We start from the raw sequence: 16,662 nt of genomic DNA on the forward strand, positions 1-16,662 counted from the left end.
AAGGGCGAACGACCATGCACCTTCCTCCGCACCTGTGGCCGGCCACGGCCACCAGCGGCCCCGACGGCCTCGCGATCGGCGGGGTGCGCCTGAGCGACCTCGCCGAGGAGTTCGGCACACCGGCCTTCGTCCTCGACGAGGACGACTTTCGTGCCCGCTGCCGGGCCTGGCGCGACGCCTTCGCCGGCCACGACGTCTTCTACGCCGCCAAGGCCTTCCTCTGCCACCAGGTCGCCGTGTGGCTGAGGGAGGAGGGACTGGGCATCGACGTGTGCTCCGCCGGTGAACTGCGCACCGCGCGGCGCGCCGGAGTGCCCGGGGACTCCCTCGTCCTGCACGGCAACAACAAGTCCCCGGCCGAACTGGCGGAGGCCGTCGACCACGGCGTCTCGCTCGTCGTCGTCGACTCCGACGACGAGATCACCCGGCTGTCCGACATCGCCGCACGGCGGGGCAGGCGCCAGCCCGTCCTCGTCCGCGTCACACCGGGCATCGAGGCACACACCCACGCGCACATCACCACCGGCACCGACGACCAGAAGTTCGGCTTCTCCCTCTCCAGCGGCAGCGCCCACCGCGCCGTCTCCCGCATCGTCAACGCGCCCGGCCTGGAGCTCGTCGGCCTGCACAGCCACCTCGGCTCCCAGATCACGCGCCCCGACGTCTTCGTGACCGCCGCCGACCGGCTCGTCGCCCTGATGGCCGACACCGCCCGTACGCACGGAGTGCTGCTGCGGCGCCTCGACCTCGGCGGCGGCCTCGGCATCGCCTACCTCCCCGAGGACGAACCCCTGGACGTGCGCGACCTCGCTCCCGTCGTCATCGACCGGGTCCACAAGGCGTGCGCCGACGCGGGCATCCCCATGCCCCGGCTCGCCGTCGAGCCCGGCCGGGCGATCGCGGGGCCCACCACGGTGACGCTGTACACCGTGGGCACCGTCAAACGCCAGAGCGGCCTGCGCACCTGGGTCTCCGTCGACGGCGGCCTGAGCGACAACCTGCGCCCCGCGCTCTACGACGCGACCTACACGGCCGTCCTCGCCGCCCGGACGACCGAGAGGGGCGCCGACGAGACGGTGACGGTCTGCGGCCGGCACTGCGAGTCCGGCGACATCGTCGTGGACTCGGCCCGCCTGCCGGCCGACCTCGCCGTCGGCGACCTCCTCGCCGTACCGGCCTCGGGCGCGTACCACCGCTCCATGGCGAACAACTACAACGCCCAGCCCCGGCCGCCCGTCGTCGCCGTGCGCGACGGCGCGGCGCGCCTCGTCGTCCGCGGGGAGACGCTCGACGACGTCCTGCGGCTGGACGTCCCGTGACCCGCCCGCCGGGCGCGCCTCGCACCGCCGCCCGTCCCGGCCAGGCCCCACCGGCACCGCCGATGAGGGAAACCGTGGAACACCGGGAGAAGGCCGCGACCGTACTGAGGGAGGCGCTGAGCCGGGGCGTCCTCGGCGAGGACCACCCCGTCGCCGGGTTCGTCGACGTCCAAGGGGTACGGGACAGCGTCGCCGCCCTCCACGACGCCTTCGCCCACGTACCCGACGTGCTGCACGCCTTCGCGGTCAAGGCGGCGCCCCTCGTCCCCGTCCTGCGGCTGCTCGCGGACGCCGGCATGGGCTGCGAGACGGCGAGCCCGGGCGAGACCCGGCTGGCACTCGCCGCGGGGTTCGCACCCGACCGCATCGTCCTGGACTCGCCGGCCAAGACCCGCACCGAGATCCGCGAGGCGCTCACCCTGGGAATCGCCCTGAACGCGGACAACCTCGCCGAACTCGCACGCGTCGACGCCCTGCGCCCCGCCGACTCACGGTCGGTCGTGGGCCTGCGCGTCAACCCGCAGGTCGGCGGCGGCACCATCGCCGCGATGAGCACGGCGACGGCACACTCCAAGTTCGGGGTCGCCCTCGACGACCCGGGCGCGCGCGCCCGGGTGCTGGACGCCTTCCTGCGGCGGCCCTGGCTCACCCGCCTGCACGCCCACGTCGGCTCCCAGGGCTGCCCGCTGCCGCTGATCGCCCGGGGCCTCGCCGCGCTGCACCGGCTCGCCGAGGAGATCAACGCCCATGTGGGCCGACGCCAGGTCACCAGTCTCGACCTGGGCGGGGGACTCCCCGTCAACTTCCTGGACGACACGGTCACACCGACGTTCGAGGAGTACGTCCGGGCCCTCACCGACACGGAACCGGCCCTGCTCGACGGCCGGTACCAGGTGGTCACGGAGTTCGGCCGGTCGCTGCTCGCGAAGAACGGCTTCACCGCGGCCCTGGTCGAGTACGTCAAGGAGTCGGGCGGCCGGAGGATCGCGGTCACCCACGCCGGAGCGCAGGTGGCGACCCGTACGGTGTTCATGCCCGAGGCGTGGCCGGTCAGGATCACGGCCCACGGCCCGGACGGGCGGCCCAGGACCACGCCGGCGGTGCGGCAGGACGTGGCGGGGCCGCTCTGCTTCGCCGGCGACGTCGTGGCCCACGAGCGTCCTCTGCCGGAGCTGTCGGAGGGCGACGTGGTGGTGCTGCACGACACCGGCGCCTACTACTTCTCCGCCCCCTGGGCGTACAACAGCCTTCCCCGGCCCGGGGTCTACGGCTTCCTCCACCGGGACCACGGGGTCGACCTGGTAGCGGTGCGGACGCCGCAGACCCTCGAAGAGGTCGTCGAGGAGAGCGGCGCCTCCCACGCGGCGGCGCTCCTGAGGGGGTTCGGCCCGCCGACGTCCTGACCGGGTCCGACCGAAGTCCTGACAGGGTCCGGCCGTCGTCCTGACAGGGTCCTACCGTCGTGCCGACGGGGAGCGGGCGCTCCCGCCCGAGGCGGCGGGCGCGCCCGGGGAGCCCGCCGGCGTCAGCCGGGCCGGTGGGTTCCCACGCTCCACTCGTGGCCCTCGGGGTCGAGGACCCTGGCGCGCCGCGTACCCCACTCCGTCGCCTCGGGCTCGATCACCGGGACCCCGCCCGCGGACAACGCGTGGAAGTACCACTGGTCGACCGCCGAAGCGGAGGGGAGGCACAGGTAGAGGCCGCTCCCGGTGGTGACCCCGTGCAGGGCCGGCCTGCTGTACGTGGCATGGGCGCCGGTCACCATCACGACCACGTTCCCGAGACGGAGCTCCGCGTGGACGAGGGAACCGTCCTCCTCGTTCTGTCGGCGCACGACCTCGAAGCCGACGTCGGAGAGCCAGGCGAGTCCGGCTTCGGCGTCCTTGTAGCTGAGGTAGGCGTGGAGGTCCGCGACCCCGACGTCGTCCGAAAGGTACGCGACCCCGGCGCCCCTGGTCGCCCGAGCTGTGTTCATGGTGACCTCCTCCACCGCTGGTGACGATGCTTCTCCCGGTGCGGCGTCCCCGGATGCGACGCCGTCCCCTCGTCCGCCTTCGGAAGAGGGCCAACGATGCACGAACGATGCGAGTCGCCTTCCCGAGCGGGGGAAGCGAGGCTGACAAGGTGCCGGTGGATCGGCTCCCGCGTCACCTGCCGGAGCCGACCGCAGCCGGAGGACCATCGGTCCGGCCACGGCACACCGCAGCACCCGTCGCGCGGCTCCGCCGCGCCTCCGCGCCGGGCCCTTTCCACGTCCCGTGCGCTGTCGACCGAACACCACCCGACCGGGTCCTCGCCCCGCCGGCGACGGTCCGACGATGGGAGACACCTCATGAGCACCCACACCCTGGCCCTCGCGGAGCAGCAACTCGCCGCAGGCGTCTGGCAGTCCGGTCTCGCCCAGGTGATCGGCGGGCTTGTGGTCGTCGCCGTACTGATCGGAGCCTTCGCCTTCGGCATCCGGGTGTCGAGGGGGGAACTGCCTCCTCCGGACCCGGAGAGCCAGCCGCGCCGGCCGGACACCGACCGGCTTCCCGGTGAGGTGTACGAGTACCGCAGGCCCTCCGAGGTGCCGCACACCGACGGGGCCCACCGCCTCATGCCCTACAACCTGCGGAACTGCGGCGAGACCTCGCTCGCCCCGCCCAGCGAGGAGCAGCGCAAGTGGGGCGGCATCTCCAGCGGGGGCTTCGGAAGCGGCGGCACCGGCCACGGGGACTGAGCACCGAGCCGCCCGCTCCCGGGCCGCCCCGTCAGGTGTTGCGCTTCGCGACGGCGCCGTTGAGCGCCGTCGCGAAGGCGCACCACGCCGCGTACGGCACGAGCGCGCGGGCCGCCGCCGGGTCGACGCGGCCGGTGCGCCGGATCAGCGCGACGTTGCCGACGTCCAGCAGCAGCGTGGCGGCGAACCCGGCGCGCGGGCTCCGGCAGCCGAAGAACAGCCAGGTCCACCCCGCGTTGAGGGCCAGGTTGACGCCGAACAGCGCGGCGAGGCGCCGCCGGTCGGCGCCCTTCGCGAGGCCGAGGGCGTGTCCCGCCGCGAAGGCCAGGGACGCGTACAGCGGTGTCCACACCACGCCGTACGACCACGGCGGCGGCTGCCAGGCCGGCTTGCTCAGGCCGCGGTACCACGGACTCTCCGGGTCCACGGGGATGGTGCCCACGGCGGCAGCGGCGGCGACCGCCGCACTCGCCGCCGCGCACGGCTTCCACCGTCCGCCCGCCGCGGCCGTCCGGCACGCGTCGCTCGTCAGTCTCATCGCTCCACCTCGCCTGTCGTGGCCCCTCCGGTCGGCGCGGCCGACGGCCCCGACCGGATGACGAACGGCGACGGAAGCCCGGCAGTGCTGGAGGCGGGCCCTGTCCCGTACGGGAGACGTGTGCCCCGAACCCCCCGAGGGACACGCCCGGAGGGAGGCGGAGCGGTCGGTCAGGCGCGTGCGGTCGCGGGCAGGGCGAACTGGCGGCGCACGACGGCGTCGAAGAGCCTGCTGCCGCCGAGCCGGCGCAGGTGCACCATCGCCTTCGCGGCCGGGGTGATGACGTACCGGTGGCGGGGGCGTCGGGCGCGGGCCGCGTGCAGGACGGCCTCGGCGACCGGTTCGGGCGTGGTCGCCAGCAGTCGGTTGCGGTATCCGGAAGCCATGACCTCCCCGGCGGTGCGGTTCAGCTCCGCGTAGGCGTTCTCGTGCGGCGTCCCGGTCCGCGGAGAACTGCTGGAGGTGAGGGTGGTGGCGGCGGTGTCGGCGAAGGAGGTCCTGATCAGCCCCGGCTCGATGAGGCTGACCCGGATGCCGAACGGCGCGACCTCGACGCGCAGGGCGTCGGTGAGGGCTTCCAGGGCGTACTTGGAGGCGTGGTAGTAGCCGCCCACGGGGAAGGTGAGCCGGCCGCCCATGGAGCCGACGTTGACGATCCGGCCCCGGCGCGCGCGGCGCATCCCGGGCAGGACGAGCTGCACGAGGCGGGCCGCTCCGAAGACGTTGGTGTCGAACTGCCTGCGGACCCGGTCGAGGTCGGTCTCCTCGATGGTGCCGTACTCGCCGTAACCGGCGTTGTTGACCAGCACCTCGACGAAGCCGTGCTCCGCCTCGATCCGGCGGACGGCCTCCGCCATGGACGTCTCGTCCGTCACGTCGAGGGCGAGCACCCGGGCTCCGGCCTCGGCGAGGCCGGTGAGCGTCTCGGGGCGCCGGGCCGTGGCGTACACGATCGCGCCGCTGCGCAGGAAGGCGCGGGCCACGGCGGCGCCGATGCCGGAGGAGCATCCCGTGATCAGCACGGGACCGAGGGGCTGGGAGTTCATGGCGTGTCCTTCTCATGGGGAACGGTCTGGGCGGCGTCCCGGGGAACGCTCTCGGCGACGGCGAGCATGGACCAGACGGCCCGGGACGCCTCCTGCCAGGCGGGCGGCGGGAGGTCGCCGCCGGCCCGGGCCGCCTTCGTCAGTCCGACGTACGCCCCGAAGATCATGGTGATGAGCAGGTGCGGGTCCCCGGGGCGCAGGACGCCGAGCCGCTGCCCCGCCCGGATCAGCTCGACGGCCGGAGCCTCGGCCTCCTCGGCCATCGCCCTGCTCCTGGCGTCCAGGTAGGAGGCGTGCTGCTGGTGTTCCAGGAAGGCCAGGGCGTCGGGGTGGTCACGGGCGAAGGAGACGAGGTTCGCCCACATGCGGGCGTACGCCTCGACGACGTCCTCCGGGGTGGCCGGCGCCGGGACGCCGCGCGTCAGGTACGCGGTGAACGCCGCCTTGGCCTCCTGGTAGACCGCGTTGGCGAGCGCTTCCTTGCTGGGCCAGTAGCGGTACAGGGTGCCCGCGGCGACGCCCGCCTCCCGCGCGATCACCGGCACCGGTGTCGCCGCCACCGTGTGCTCGGCGAACACCACCAAAGCCGCCCGGAGGATCTGTGTCCGCTTGTCGCTCATGAATGAATGTTCATTCACCACACTCCCTGGTGTCAACCCGGCTGGCCGCGGCTCCTCACACGGCGTCGCCCTCCGGCGGCGGGGACTCGACCAGGAACAGCTCGTCCACGTAGCACCAGCCCCAGTCCTCCCTGGGGTCGAGGGAGAGCGCCACCGGATGCCCCGTCGCCGCGTGGTGCGCATGGCCGTGACGCCCTCGCGAGCTGTCGCAGCACCCGACGTGCCCGCACGTGGTGCACCAGCGCAACCTCGACCAGGACCAGCCGAGGGCCAGGCACTCGGCGCAGCCCTCGCCGACGGGCCCGGTCGGCCGGGCCACCCCGGCGAGGTGATCACAGCGGCGGTCGTACGGACGTCCCGGGTCGGGCGCCACCGTCCACGACGCCTCGCCGCCGGTGCCGGTCACCCCGCGGTCTCCACCTGTCCGACCCGTCTCCATGACCCAGCCGCCTCGCCCTGTCCGACCCGCTCCGTGCCCTCCGTCTTCGGGCCGGAGAGCGCCGGTGGATGCGGGGCTCTCCGGCCCGAAGCCGCACCGAGGTCCGCGACGCCGGCCTCGCGGGGTGACGCACCCGGAGCCGCGGACGGCGCGCCGCGTACAGCCGGTACGAGAACGGCCGTACGGGCCGATCGCATCGCTCCCGGGACCGGGCCCGGCGACGTCCCAGACCCACTCGTCGAGCTCGGGCGGGTGGAAGGCGTCACCCGTCGGACCGGCCGAGCCGACGGTGTCACCGCACCAACATCCGTGGCCCCCAGCGGGTGAGGCGCGGAACCGCGGACGGGGTGTGATCGTCGAAGGGCCATGACCGAGAGAGCTGGACAGATCATTCTCGCCCTCACGCTGGCTGCGATGGTGCTCACGGGATGCGCCCAGGCTGACGAGGCCGCCGACGCCGTCCGGGCGCCATCGTCCGAAGGGGCGATCCCGTTCGACCTCTACACGCATTGTGGGATCGACGAGGCCCGTATCGGCTCGACCTACTTCGAAGCGGTGACCCCGCTCTCCGACGGCTCCGGAAACCCGCCCGAGGGGTGGGGCAACCCGACCCAGCGCGGCACGATGACCTTGAAGTCCGACAAGGAGGCCGTCTTCACCGACGACGCCGGTCATGAGGTCGCGTTCCGGGCCCGGCCCGGTGCGACCGGCTTCAAGCGCATCTGCAGTTAGACGTCGTTTCTGACGGTTGTCAGCGTCGGATGAGCGCCTCGAATTCACCGGCGGGAGTCCGCCGACAGAAGAACGCGGAGCTCCTCTTCGACCGCTGCCACTCGCCGCCCAGGGCACCTCCTCCCGTGAGGACAACACCGGAAGCCGAGAACAGGGACCGTCCCTTCACGACGACGAAGGTCCCGCCGCCCCACGCTGAGGTGCGCATCGCCGCCGGACGTGGCCGGCTCGTGCTCTGTGCGGGCGGGGTCTCGTTTCGAGGAAGTTCGAAAGGTTTGCCAACTGGTGTGCGCCGTCCGGAAGATGGGCCCGCCCGCAGCTGATCGCAGATGCGCTGCGGTACACGACGGACGCGTTTCGGGGGAACGATCGATGAGGACTCACCAGCTCGTGCGCAGGGTCACGGCCCTCCTGGCCTCGGCCGCGGCCGTGGTCGCGTTCGGCGCCGTGCAGGCACAGGCGGCGCCGACGGCGGGAGCCTCCCACGGCTGCCCGTCGGGGGCGTTCTGCATCTATCCGCAGAACGCCGGGTGGAACAACGACCGCCCCTCCCACATCTACTGGTCCGGCCCCTACAACCTGTACGACCAGATCGGCATGCACATCGTCTTCAACAACCAGACGGACGGCTGGGTCGTCGACCTGTGCATCGGCAAGAACGGCACCGACTGCCGCTGGTACATGCTCGAGGGGGCGGTGTCGAACCTCGATCTCACCACGATCAACTCGGTGGTCCTGCGCCCGTACTAGCCGACCGCACGGCCGCCTGTCGACAGCGAAAGGTTGTCATGCCTTCTTCACGAAGTGTGTCACTCGCCCTCGCCGCGGGCGCCCTGCTCGCCGGATTCGTCCCTGCCGCGCAGCCCGCCGCCGCGACCGCCCCGCCCGTCTCCACGGCCGACGAAAAGCGCTGCGAGGTGTGGTGGTCGGACATGCGGCTGTGGTGCTCGCACCGGGCCGGCGCCTACGGGTACGAGCACCGCACGTACGGCTCCGCCTCCCGCGGCCAGCTCTACGGAACGTACGGCTGGTTCGCGTGCTGGGGGCCGCGGCGAACCGCACAGCGGCGGCAACGACGTCTGGTACTGGACCCAGCTCGACAACGGCCAGTGGGGCAACGTCCCCGCTGTCAGCGTCTACACGACGCAGGACCCCCCGCCGGGCCTCAAGCAGTGCTGAGCCGACCGGCACACCGCACCCACCCTCGACTGACGGAAGGAACCATGGACTTAGAGCTTCGCCGTGCGCACGCCCCCGGGTGGGCGACGTGACCGGACCGCACGCGCCCTTCACCCTCCGCCGCGCACCCGCGGCCGCCATGACCGTCTTCGCCCTGCTCGCCGGGCTCCTCGCCCTGGTCCCGTGGCAGGCACCGCCCGCCACGGCCGCCCCCGTGGCGTGCCCGCACTTCCTGGTCATCGGGGCCCGCGGTTCGGGCGAGACGAAGAGCGACTTCTACGACACCGGCAAGCGCGTCGGCGGCGTACTGAGAAACGCCGACCAGACGCTTTACGAGCAGGGGTTCCGCGACCAGGTCGACGTCGTCTACGAGGACCTGGACTATCCGGCCGCACCCGTGCCGTCGGGCCTGAGCAGCCTCCAGGCCTGGTTCGCCTCCGAGGACAACGGCGTCCGCACACTCACCGACCGGCTCAACAACCGGATGGCGGCCTGCCCGCAGACCGTTTTCGGCCTCGTCGGCTACTCCCAGGGAGCGGGCGTCATCCATCGCACCCTGACCAGGCTCGCCGACCCCGCCAAGTGGAGCCGCATCCGCGCCGTGCTGCTCCTCGCCGACCCGTACCGCGACGGCTCCGCCTCGTACAACGACGACATCTTCCCCCAGGACGGCGCGGACGCCCGTCTCATCGAGGGCGGAGCACAGGGGGCCACCCGGGGCCTGCTCGGCCGTGACAAGGGCCCGGCGCTGATGGCGGAACGCATCATCAGCGTCTGCATCAACGGGGACGGCATCTGCGGCTCCCTCTCCGGCCCCTTCGCCACTCCGGGCGACATCTCCGACCGGGCCCTCGGGGCGGTGCAGGCCGCGCTCGGCGGAGCGGTCCACAGCTCGTACGACTTCTGCTGCCGCGGAGTGTGGATCCCGCAGAAGTACGGCGTGGAATTCGCCCGCCTGCTCATGCGCGGTGACCCGTACCGTCCGCTCGCCGACTGCCGACCGCTCCAGGACGTGCCCTCGGAGGCGGCCCGCCGGGCGGTGGAGGCGGCCTGCAGCCAGGTGGCGGCCGGCACCTGGTACACCTGGGGCGGCGGGCACGGTCCGGCTCCCGGGGCCACCTACGGCTTCGTCGACGTCACCGACCCCGAGCGCAGCAAGAACGACCCCTACCGCAAGGGCTTCGACTGCTCGGGCTTCGTCCGCTGGGCATGGGCCCAGGCCCTCGGGCACGACGTGATGGGGCAGCGGACCGCCGCGCAGGAGTTCGCACTGCCCGCCACCGCGCGCTTCACCCCCGCACAGGGCACCGAACCGCTGCGTCCGGGCGACCTGGTCTTCTGGGGCGAGCCGATCACGCACGTGGCGATCTACCTCGGCAACGGGAAGATCGTCGAGGCGCGTGAGTCGGACACCAGGATGATGGTCTCGGACTTCTCCAGTCACCGGCGGTACGCCGGGGCGATCCGGCTCTCCGGTCAGGGCGGGTCCGGCAGTCACAGCACGTGGGGCGACAGCGTCAACGTCCGGTCGGCGCCCGCTCGCGGGGCCACGGTCGTCACGACCTTCGTCGGGCCCACATCGATCACGGTGCAGTGCCAGAAGCGGGGCGAGACGGTGACGGCCGAGGGCATCACCAACGACGCCTGGTCCTACCTGCCCGAGTACCAGGGCTGGATCACCAACATCTACGTGCAGGGCGCGGCCTGGCTGGAGGGGGTGCCGGCCTGCGACGGCAGCCAGGGCGGCGGCACCCGCTTCAGTACCTGGGGCGACGGGGTCAACGTCCGCCCGCTGCCCGCCCGCTCCGGCACCCCGGTGGCGGTGTTCACCGCGCCCATGTCGGTCGCGATCCAGTGCCAGAAGCGCGCGGAGTCCGTGACCGCCGAGGGCATCACCAACGACGTGTGGTCCTACCTGCCCGACTACAAGGGCTGGATCAGCAACATCTTCGTCCAGGGCCCGGCGTGGCTGGAGGGCGTACCGGCGTGCGACGGCAACCAGGGCGGCGGCAGCGGCCGGTTCACGGTGTGGGCCTCCGGCGTCAACACGCGGCTGTGGCCCGGCACCGCGGCCCCGCTGGGCACCGTCTTCGCGTCGCCCACGCAGGTGACGGTCTCCTGCCAGCAGCACGCCGAGACGGTGACCGCCGAGGGCGTCACCAATGACGCGTGGTCGTACCTGCCCGACCACCGGGCCTGGATCAGCAACATCTACCTCCAGGGCCCCGCGTGGCTCGACGGGGTGCCGCCCTGCGGGAGCAGCGGAGCGCCGGTGGGCAACACCGGTCACCACATGTGGGGGTCCGACGTGAAGGTGCGCGCCGACGCCTCCACCTCGACGGCCGTCGTGCACGTCCTCGCCGCGCCGACGACCGTCCGCGTCCTGTGCCAGGACCGGGGGCAGTCGGTGACCGCCGAGGGCATCACCAACAGCGCCTGGTCGTACCTGCCGGACTACAAGGGGTGGATCAGCAACATCTTCATCCAGGGCGCGGCGTGGCTCGACCAGGTGCCCGCCTGCGCGAGCCGCCGCCCGGGCGACCCGCCCAACGTCGTCTGACCCTGCCCCTGACGCTGCCGGCCCCACCGCCGTGCACGGACGGTGGGGCGGTGGGGGCGGCGGTCAGGCACATGGGTGGGTCGCGGCGAGGATCCTCGCCGCGACCCTTGGCCCGCTCGTCGGGGTGGTCAGAAGGTCAGAACTGCAGGGACCAGCTGTTGACGTAGCCCGTGTCGTTGGCCCAGTTGTCGGTCACGCGCAGCTTCCAGGTGCCGTTGGCCGGTTCGCTGGAGGCGTTGACGGTGTAGGTGGCCTGGACGTTGTCCGCGCCGTCGTTGGAGTTGTAGTCCTTAAGAAGGTAGGCGGTGCCGTCGGGGGCGACCAGTTGCACGCGCAGGTCGCCGCGGAAGGTGTGCCGGATGTCGACGCCGACGGTGAGGGTGGAGGGGGCGTTGCCGTTGACGTTGGTGACGGTGATCGGGGACTCGGTGGTGACGTTGTCCCTGATCGGGTAGTCGGTGGTGTTCTCGAACTTCGGACCGGCCGGCGGCGTGGTGGTGCCGGGGTTGGTGTTGAGCAGCTTGTTCGGGGACCCCGCCTTGGCATCTCCGATGGTGACGGTGCTGGCCTGGGCGACCAGGGCGTCGCGTGTCTCCTTGGGGGTGGCGCTGGGGTTGGCGGCCAGGTACAGGGCTGCCGCACCGGCCACGTGCGGGGCGGCCATGGACGTACCGGTCATGGTGCGGGTGCCGGTGTCGCTCTGGTGGCTGGCGGAGACGATGCTGGTACCGGGTGCCCAGATGTCGAGGCAGGGTCCGTAGTTCGAGTTGGAGTAGCGCCTGTCCGAGCTGTCGGTGTTTCCGACGGTGATCGCTTCGGGAAGCTTCGCCGGGGAGGACTGGCAGGCGTCGGTGTTCTGGTTGTTGCCCGACAGCGTCCAGACCACGCCTGAGGCGATGGACCGCTTGATCGCGCCCTCGATGACGGTGTCGGAGGATCCGAAGTACAGGCTGAAGTTGGCCACGGCGGGCTTGACGGCGTTCTGGGTGACCCAGTCGATGCCGTTGAGAGCCTGCTCGGTCGTGCTGCTGTCGTTGCAGTCCAGGATGCGCACCGAAACGAGCTTGACGCCCTTGGCCACTCCGTACTGCGAGCCGCCGACCGTGCCGGCCACGTGCGTTCCGTGGCCGTGCTGGAGGCAGTCGCTGGCGTCGGTGTCGTTGTCGACGAAGTCGTAGCCGCTCTTGGCCCGTCCGCCGAAGTCCTGGTGGCTCATGCGGATGCCGCTGTCGACGATGTAGGCGGTGACGTTGCCGGCGGTGCCGGCGTAGGTGTAGCGACGGTCGAGCGGCAGGGACTTCTGGTCTATTCGGTCCAGGCCCCAGGGCGGATCCGTCTGGGTGGCGGCGGAGTGGCCGATCTGGACCGGCGCGACGTACTTCACCTTGGGGTCGGCGGACAGCTCGCGGGCCTCGTCCTCGCTCAGCTGGGCGGAGAAGCCTCGCAGCGCGTGGTTGTAGACGCGGTGCGCCGTGCCGCCGTACGTCTGGGCGAGCTCGTTCGCCGAAGCGGTCGATACCGTGGTGGCGTTGTCGAGCAGCTGGACGATGTAACGGCCCTTGACCTGCTGGCCTTCGGGGACACTGAGCAGCTTGCCGGGTTCGGGCGTGGGCCCGGGGTCCGCGGCGGCCGTGGGCGCGAGACTTACCGCCGCGGCGGTGATCAGCAGCGCGGTGACGGCTGCTGAAGTCTTCTTACGGGGAAGGGACATTGAGGTCTCCGGTGGGGTGGGATCTCACGTCGCTCCGGAACAGAAAGGCGACATGTCCTCCGTGACCACGAGTGGTGGCAACGGGAGCACCGGAACTCTGGATGCCGCGTGGCACCCGCACAAGCACGGCATCCCCCGATACGGATACGCAAATCGGGCCGCCGGCCGGTGACGCGGAGATGGGCGGGCCTGGACATCAGCGGTCCCGGCATGGCGACCACCGTTGGACCGGCCGTGAGTGATCCCCCAGGACTGTGCGACGGGCATCGGCTCGCACCGGCTTGCCGAAGCCGTGGGCGGTGACGTGGCGAGGGCCGCGTCGGTTTGCCGTCGATGAGGTATCCGTAGAGTGCCGCACCCGGATGGTCAGGGGTGGGCGGGGTTCATAGGATGCGGCAGGCTCTTGCTCGGGGCGTCACGTATGTGCTCCACGTCGACCGGGGCATCCGTCCTCGCGAACGATCGGGGCGCGCGGGTATGCGTAGTCAGCGGGGCGGTGGCATGGGGACGGCGCACGAAGCGACCTGGCGGGCCGAGGTCCGCGGTGTTCTCGCCGGAGAACGCGCGGGTCCGGTGCTGGTCTGGGTGGAGGGTGCGGCCGGCATGGGGAAGAGCCACCTGCTCGCGGAGGTGGAAGCCCTGCCGCAGGCGGTGGACGCGACGCGTGTGGTGTGGCGCTGCGGCGGTCCCGGTCCCGGTCCCGATCTCGGTGCCGCGCCGGAGGCGGACCGCGGGCATGGGCAGGGACCCGTGCTGCTGCTGGTCGACGACCTGCACCTCGCGGACGCCGAGCAGCGGGAACGGCTGCGGATCCTCGTCGAACACCCTCCGCCGGGCCTGGTGGCTGTGGTGGCCTACCGTCCCGAGGAACTGCCCACGGCGGGCCTGCCTCTGAACGCACCGGTTGCCTACCCGCGCGAGCTGAGCGTCTTCAGGCACCGGCTGAGGACCTGGGACGTGAGGCAGGTGGGTGCCGCCGCGCTGGAGATCGCGGGTGAGGGCTGTACGCAGGAGGCGGTCGCGAGGGTGTGCGAGCGTTCAGGCGGGGTTCCTCAGGTGGTGGTCGACCTGCTGTCCGCGATGCGGGAGCGTCCGGACGGGGCGTGCACGGCCCAGGACGTGGAGGCCGCCGGCGTACCAGTCCGGCTGGCCGAGTTGGTGCTGGGCCGGATGTACGGCCTGTCCCCCTCGTACCGTCCGGTCGTCTGGGCGGCCGCGGTCCTGGGCGAGCCTGCCCGGCAGGAGGAGCTGGCGGCCGTGACGGGACTGGGGCCGGAGCAGTGTGAGGAAGCGTTGACCGCGGCGCTGGCGGGCGCGGCGCTGACGGAGTACGACATGGGCCGCTACGGCCTCCCCTCCCCGCTCGCCGCGCTCACCGTGCGGGAAGTCGTACCCGGCCCGGCCCGGCGGGCGCTGCACGAGAGGGCGGCAGGCGTGCTCACCCGCAGAGAGCCGGTGCGATGGACCGCCGTGGCGGAGCACCGCCGGGCCGCCGGCCAGGTTCGCGGCTGGCTACGGGCGGTGGAGAAGGCCACCCGTGCGGCAGCGGAGTCGGGCCGGTACCCGGAGGCCGTCGACCTGCTGGAGCAGACCTTCGCCTCTCCCGCGGTTCCGCCGCAGGACCGTGGCCGACTGGCGCCACTGCTGGCCCACAGCGCGGTCGTCGGACTGCGCTCGGACCGGACCGTCGAGGTACTGGCACAGATCGTCGGGGACGCGGCGCTGCCCCTCGCGGTACGGGGTGAGGTGCGGCTCGACCTGGGACTGATGCTCCGCAACCAGGCCGGTGACTTCGCTGCCGGCTGGCGGGAACTGGAAGCCGCCGCCGGGGAACTGCGTCAGGCCCGACTTCCGCTGGCCGCACGCGCGATGACCTCACTGGCCATGCCCTACTGGCCGGGCCCCTCCCTCGAGGTCCACCAGCGGTGGCTGCGCGAGGGCACCGAGATCGCGGAGGCCAGCAGTGATCAGGCCGTGCGTGCGGCGGTCCTCGCCGACCGCGCGTGGTTCAGCTTGAGCTGCGGTGCGCCCGACGCCTGGGAGTTGCTGGATGCGCTGCCCACCGACAGCCCGAACCCCGCGTGCGCGCTGCATGCCGCACGCGGCCTGTGCAATGCCGCGGACGCCGCGCTCTGGCTCGGTTTCTACCAGCGGGCGGAGGACCTCCTGTCCGAGGGCCTGGAGCTGTCCGCCAAGCACAGGGCCCCGTATACCCGGCACACCGCGCTGGGGACCCGACTGTGGTGGGAGTGGTGGACGGGCCGCTGGGACGGTCTGGCCGAACGATGCGAAGAGTTCGTCACCGCGACCGCTGACATGCCGGTGATCGCCTCCGACGCCCGCATGGTGCGCGGCCTGCTCGCCTTCGCCCAGGGCGAGTGGAGCACGGCACGGTCCTGCCTGGCCGGTCCTCATGCGCCCGCGCGGGAGAACACGCCCACGCCTTGCGCGGCCACCACCTCCGGCACGCTGATCCGCCTGGCGCTGGCCCGCCAGGACCTGTCCGCCGCCGCCGAGCAGGCCCGCAGCGCCTGGGCCGACACGGTGGCCAAAGGCGTATGGGTGTGGGCCGCGGAACTCGCCCCCTGGGTCGTGGAAGCACTCGCACGAGCAGGCGATGTGAACGCGGCCGAGGCGGTGGTACGTGACTTCGCGCGCGGCATCGCGGATCGCGAGGCCCCGGTCGCCCGTGCCGCGCTGGCCTGGAGCCGGGCCGCGCTCGCCGAGGCCGAGGGCAGCCTGCTCGAGGCCGCTGAGCACTACAGGGACGCGGCATCCGCCTATGGCGCACTGCCCCGGCCCTACGCGCGGACACTCACCGCCGAAAGAGCGGCACGCTGCACACTCGCGGCCTGCCGTGCGGAAGCCGGCGGAGACGACGGGGCCGGACTTGGCAGGGGGGCAGAGGACACCCTGGCGCACGCGGTCACCGAGCTGGAGTCCTGCGCCCAGCAGTTCAGCGACCTCGGCGCGGCCTGGGACGCCGCCCACACCCGGTCCTTCCTGCGCATCCAACGGCCGGCCGTTCCGGGCCACCAGCCGGCCTCCGGCGGACACCCCCATCAGCTCACCCTCCGGGAGAGCGAGGTGGTCGAGCTCGCGATCAAAGGGATGACGAACCGGGAGATCGCGGCAACCCTGCACCTGTCTCCCCGCACGGTGGAGCAGCACATCGCCCGTGCCATGCGCAAGACCGGCGCGCTGTCCCGTTACGACCTCGGCCACCATCTGACGTGACGGGACGGTCGGCTTCCGACCGGTGAAGTGGGCATCGAGCCCCGGAGGTCACTCACTTCGGGTCACCTTGTCCATGAGTCCGCTGTACGCGAGCTGGAGCGGTCAGCCCCGGCTACGGACGCCATCACGGCCACCGCCGTCCGAGTCGCCCGGGGCCACAGAAGGCGCCCCGCTGTCAGGGTGGTGCCCACCCACATGCTCATGCAGAACGGGCAGGTCAGCAGCTCGCCGACCGTGTGCTTCGACCCATGGCGGGGGCGCTCGCTGACCTCACTGGGCCCCTGTGCGCCCTCGTAGGTGGTGAAGGGCGTCCGCAGCGGGCTGGTGACCGCGCCCTTGGTCAGGAGTCGGCTGATCCGGAAGGTCGCGACCGCGGTGAGGGCGATGTCCAGGGCGTCATGCCGCTCCGGCGGCCGACCGTAGCGCCGGATCAGGGCGGCCCACCCTCCGGCGTAGGCGGCGTAACCTGCCAGCGCCATCGAGTAACCGCCCATCGGCCGCTCGTCCCGTTCTCCGTCGGCCGTTCCTGCGTCCTGTTGCGGGCCCATGGGCTTTCCTC

General features: G+C 72.3%; 14 protein-coding genes. 7 read left to right on the forward strand and 7 right to left on the reverse strand.

The features are described 5' to 3' along the window. The first annotated feature begins 14 nt into the window (after positions 1 to 14). Both lysA and ACWDVG_RS04890 read left to right on the forward strand, forming a co-directional pair. Complete coding sequence (gene lysA, locus ACWDVG_RS04885) at positions 15 to 1,319, forward strand: diaminopimelate decarboxylase (protein ID WP_451696251.1); 1,305 nt, start codon at positions 15 to 17, stop codon at positions 1,317 to 1,319. A 62-nt stretch (positions 1,320 to 1,381) separates the two neighbouring features. Continuing rightward, entirely contained in the window at positions 1,382 to 2,722 is a 1,341-nt protein-coding gene (locus tag ACWDVG_RS04890) for a diaminopimelate decarboxylase (RefSeq protein WP_451696253.1), read from the forward strand. A 122-nt stretch (positions 2,723 to 2,844) separates the two neighbouring features. Here the strand turns inward: ACWDVG_RS04890 and ACWDVG_RS04895 are convergent, their stop codons facing one another. After that, the gene (locus ACWDVG_RS04895; protein WP_451696254.1) at positions 2,845 to 3,294 is read right to left on the reverse strand and encodes a VOC family protein; all 450 of its coding nucleotides are present in this window, start codon (positions 3,292 to 3,294) and stop codon (positions 2,845 to 2,847) included. 357 nt (positions 3,295 to 3,651) lie between these two features. Here ACWDVG_RS04895 and ACWDVG_RS04900 point away from each other — a divergent pair, with 357 nt between their 5' ends. Next, positions 3,652 to 4,041 carry a DUF6479 family protein gene (locus tag ACWDVG_RS04900; protein ID WP_451696255.1) on the forward strand — a complete coding sequence of 130 codons (390 nt, stop codon included), beginning with the start codon at positions 3,652 to 3,654 and terminating at the stop codon, positions 4,039 to 4,041. A 31-nt stretch (positions 4,042 to 4,072) separates the two neighbouring features. On the opposite strand, the gene ACWDVG_RS04905 is transcribed toward ACWDVG_RS04900, so the two are convergent. From ACWDVG_RS04905 to ACWDVG_RS04920, 4 genes are all read right to left on the reverse strand, one after another. Further along, on the reverse strand, positions 4,073 to 4,579 hold the full coding sequence (locus ACWDVG_RS04905; protein WP_451696257.1) for a TspO/MBR family protein: 507 nt from the start codon (positions 4,577 to 4,579) through the stop codon (positions 4,073 to 4,075). Between the two features lie 170 nt (positions 4,580 to 4,749). Then, positions 4,750 to 5,625 (reverse strand): oxidoreductase, encoded by an 876-nt coding sequence (locus tag ACWDVG_RS04910; protein WP_451696259.1) that lies wholly within the window; start codon positions 5,623 to 5,625, stop codon positions 4,750 to 4,752. After that, positions 5,622 to 6,245, reverse strand: coding sequence for a TetR/AcrR family transcriptional regulator (locus ACWDVG_RS04915; RefSeq protein ID WP_451696261.1), 624 nt, complete (start codon positions 6,243 to 6,245; stop codon positions 5,622 to 5,624). The genes ACWDVG_RS04910 and ACWDVG_RS04915 overlap by 4 nt, the downstream gene beginning before the upstream one ends. A gap of 55 nt (positions 6,246 to 6,300) precedes the next feature. Beyond that, complete coding sequence (locus ACWDVG_RS04920) at positions 6,301 to 6,651, reverse strand: UBP-type zinc finger domain-containing protein (RefSeq protein WP_451696263.1); 351 nt, start codon at positions 6,649 to 6,651, stop codon at positions 6,301 to 6,303. A 447-nt stretch (positions 6,652 to 7,098) separates the two neighbouring features. On the opposite strand from ACWDVG_RS04920, the gene ACWDVG_RS04925 reads away from it, so the two are divergent. From ACWDVG_RS04925 to ACWDVG_RS04935, 3 genes are all read left to right on the forward strand, one after another. Further along, positions 7,099 to 7,416 (forward strand): hypothetical protein, encoded by a 318-nt coding sequence (locus ACWDVG_RS04925; RefSeq protein ID WP_451696265.1) that lies wholly within the window; start codon positions 7,099 to 7,101, stop codon positions 7,414 to 7,416. 372 nt (positions 7,417 to 7,788) lie between these two features. Next, positions 7,789 to 8,166 (forward strand): hypothetical protein, encoded by a 378-nt coding sequence (locus tag ACWDVG_RS04930; RefSeq protein ID WP_451696266.1) that lies wholly within the window; start codon positions 7,789 to 7,791, stop codon positions 8,164 to 8,166. A gap of 517 nt (positions 8,167 to 8,683) precedes the next feature. After that, positions 8,684 to 11,155: a cutinase family protein gene (locus ACWDVG_RS04935; RefSeq protein WP_451696268.1), complete on the forward strand. Its 2,472-nt coding sequence runs from the start codon at positions 8,684 to 8,686 to the stop codon at positions 11,153 to 11,155. A 136-nt stretch (positions 11,156 to 11,291) separates the two neighbouring features. Here the strand turns inward: ACWDVG_RS04935 and ACWDVG_RS04940 are convergent, their stop codons facing one another. Continuing rightward, complete coding sequence (locus tag ACWDVG_RS04940; protein ID WP_451696270.1) at positions 11,292 to 12,866, reverse strand: S8 family peptidase; 1,575 nt, start codon at positions 12,864 to 12,866, stop codon at positions 11,292 to 11,294. Positions 12,867 to 13,469: 603 nt separating this feature from the next. Between ACWDVG_RS04940 and ACWDVG_RS04945 the strand changes: the two genes are divergently transcribed. Further along, positions 13,470 to 16,103, forward strand: a complete 2,634-nt coding sequence (locus ACWDVG_RS04945) for a LuxR C-terminal-related transcriptional regulator (RefSeq protein ID WP_451696272.1) — start codon at positions 13,470 to 13,472, stop codon at positions 16,101 to 16,103. Between the two features lie 62 nt (positions 16,104 to 16,165). Here ACWDVG_RS04945 and ACWDVG_RS04950 read toward each other — a convergent pair whose 3' ends face one another. Further along, entirely contained in the window at positions 16,166 to 16,651 is a 486-nt protein-coding gene (locus ACWDVG_RS04950; protein WP_451696274.1) for a DUF1360 domain-containing protein, read from the reverse strand. Positions 16,652 to 16,662: the final 11 nt, after the last annotated feature.

The organism is Streptomyces sp. NPDC003327 (assembly GCF_053589515.1).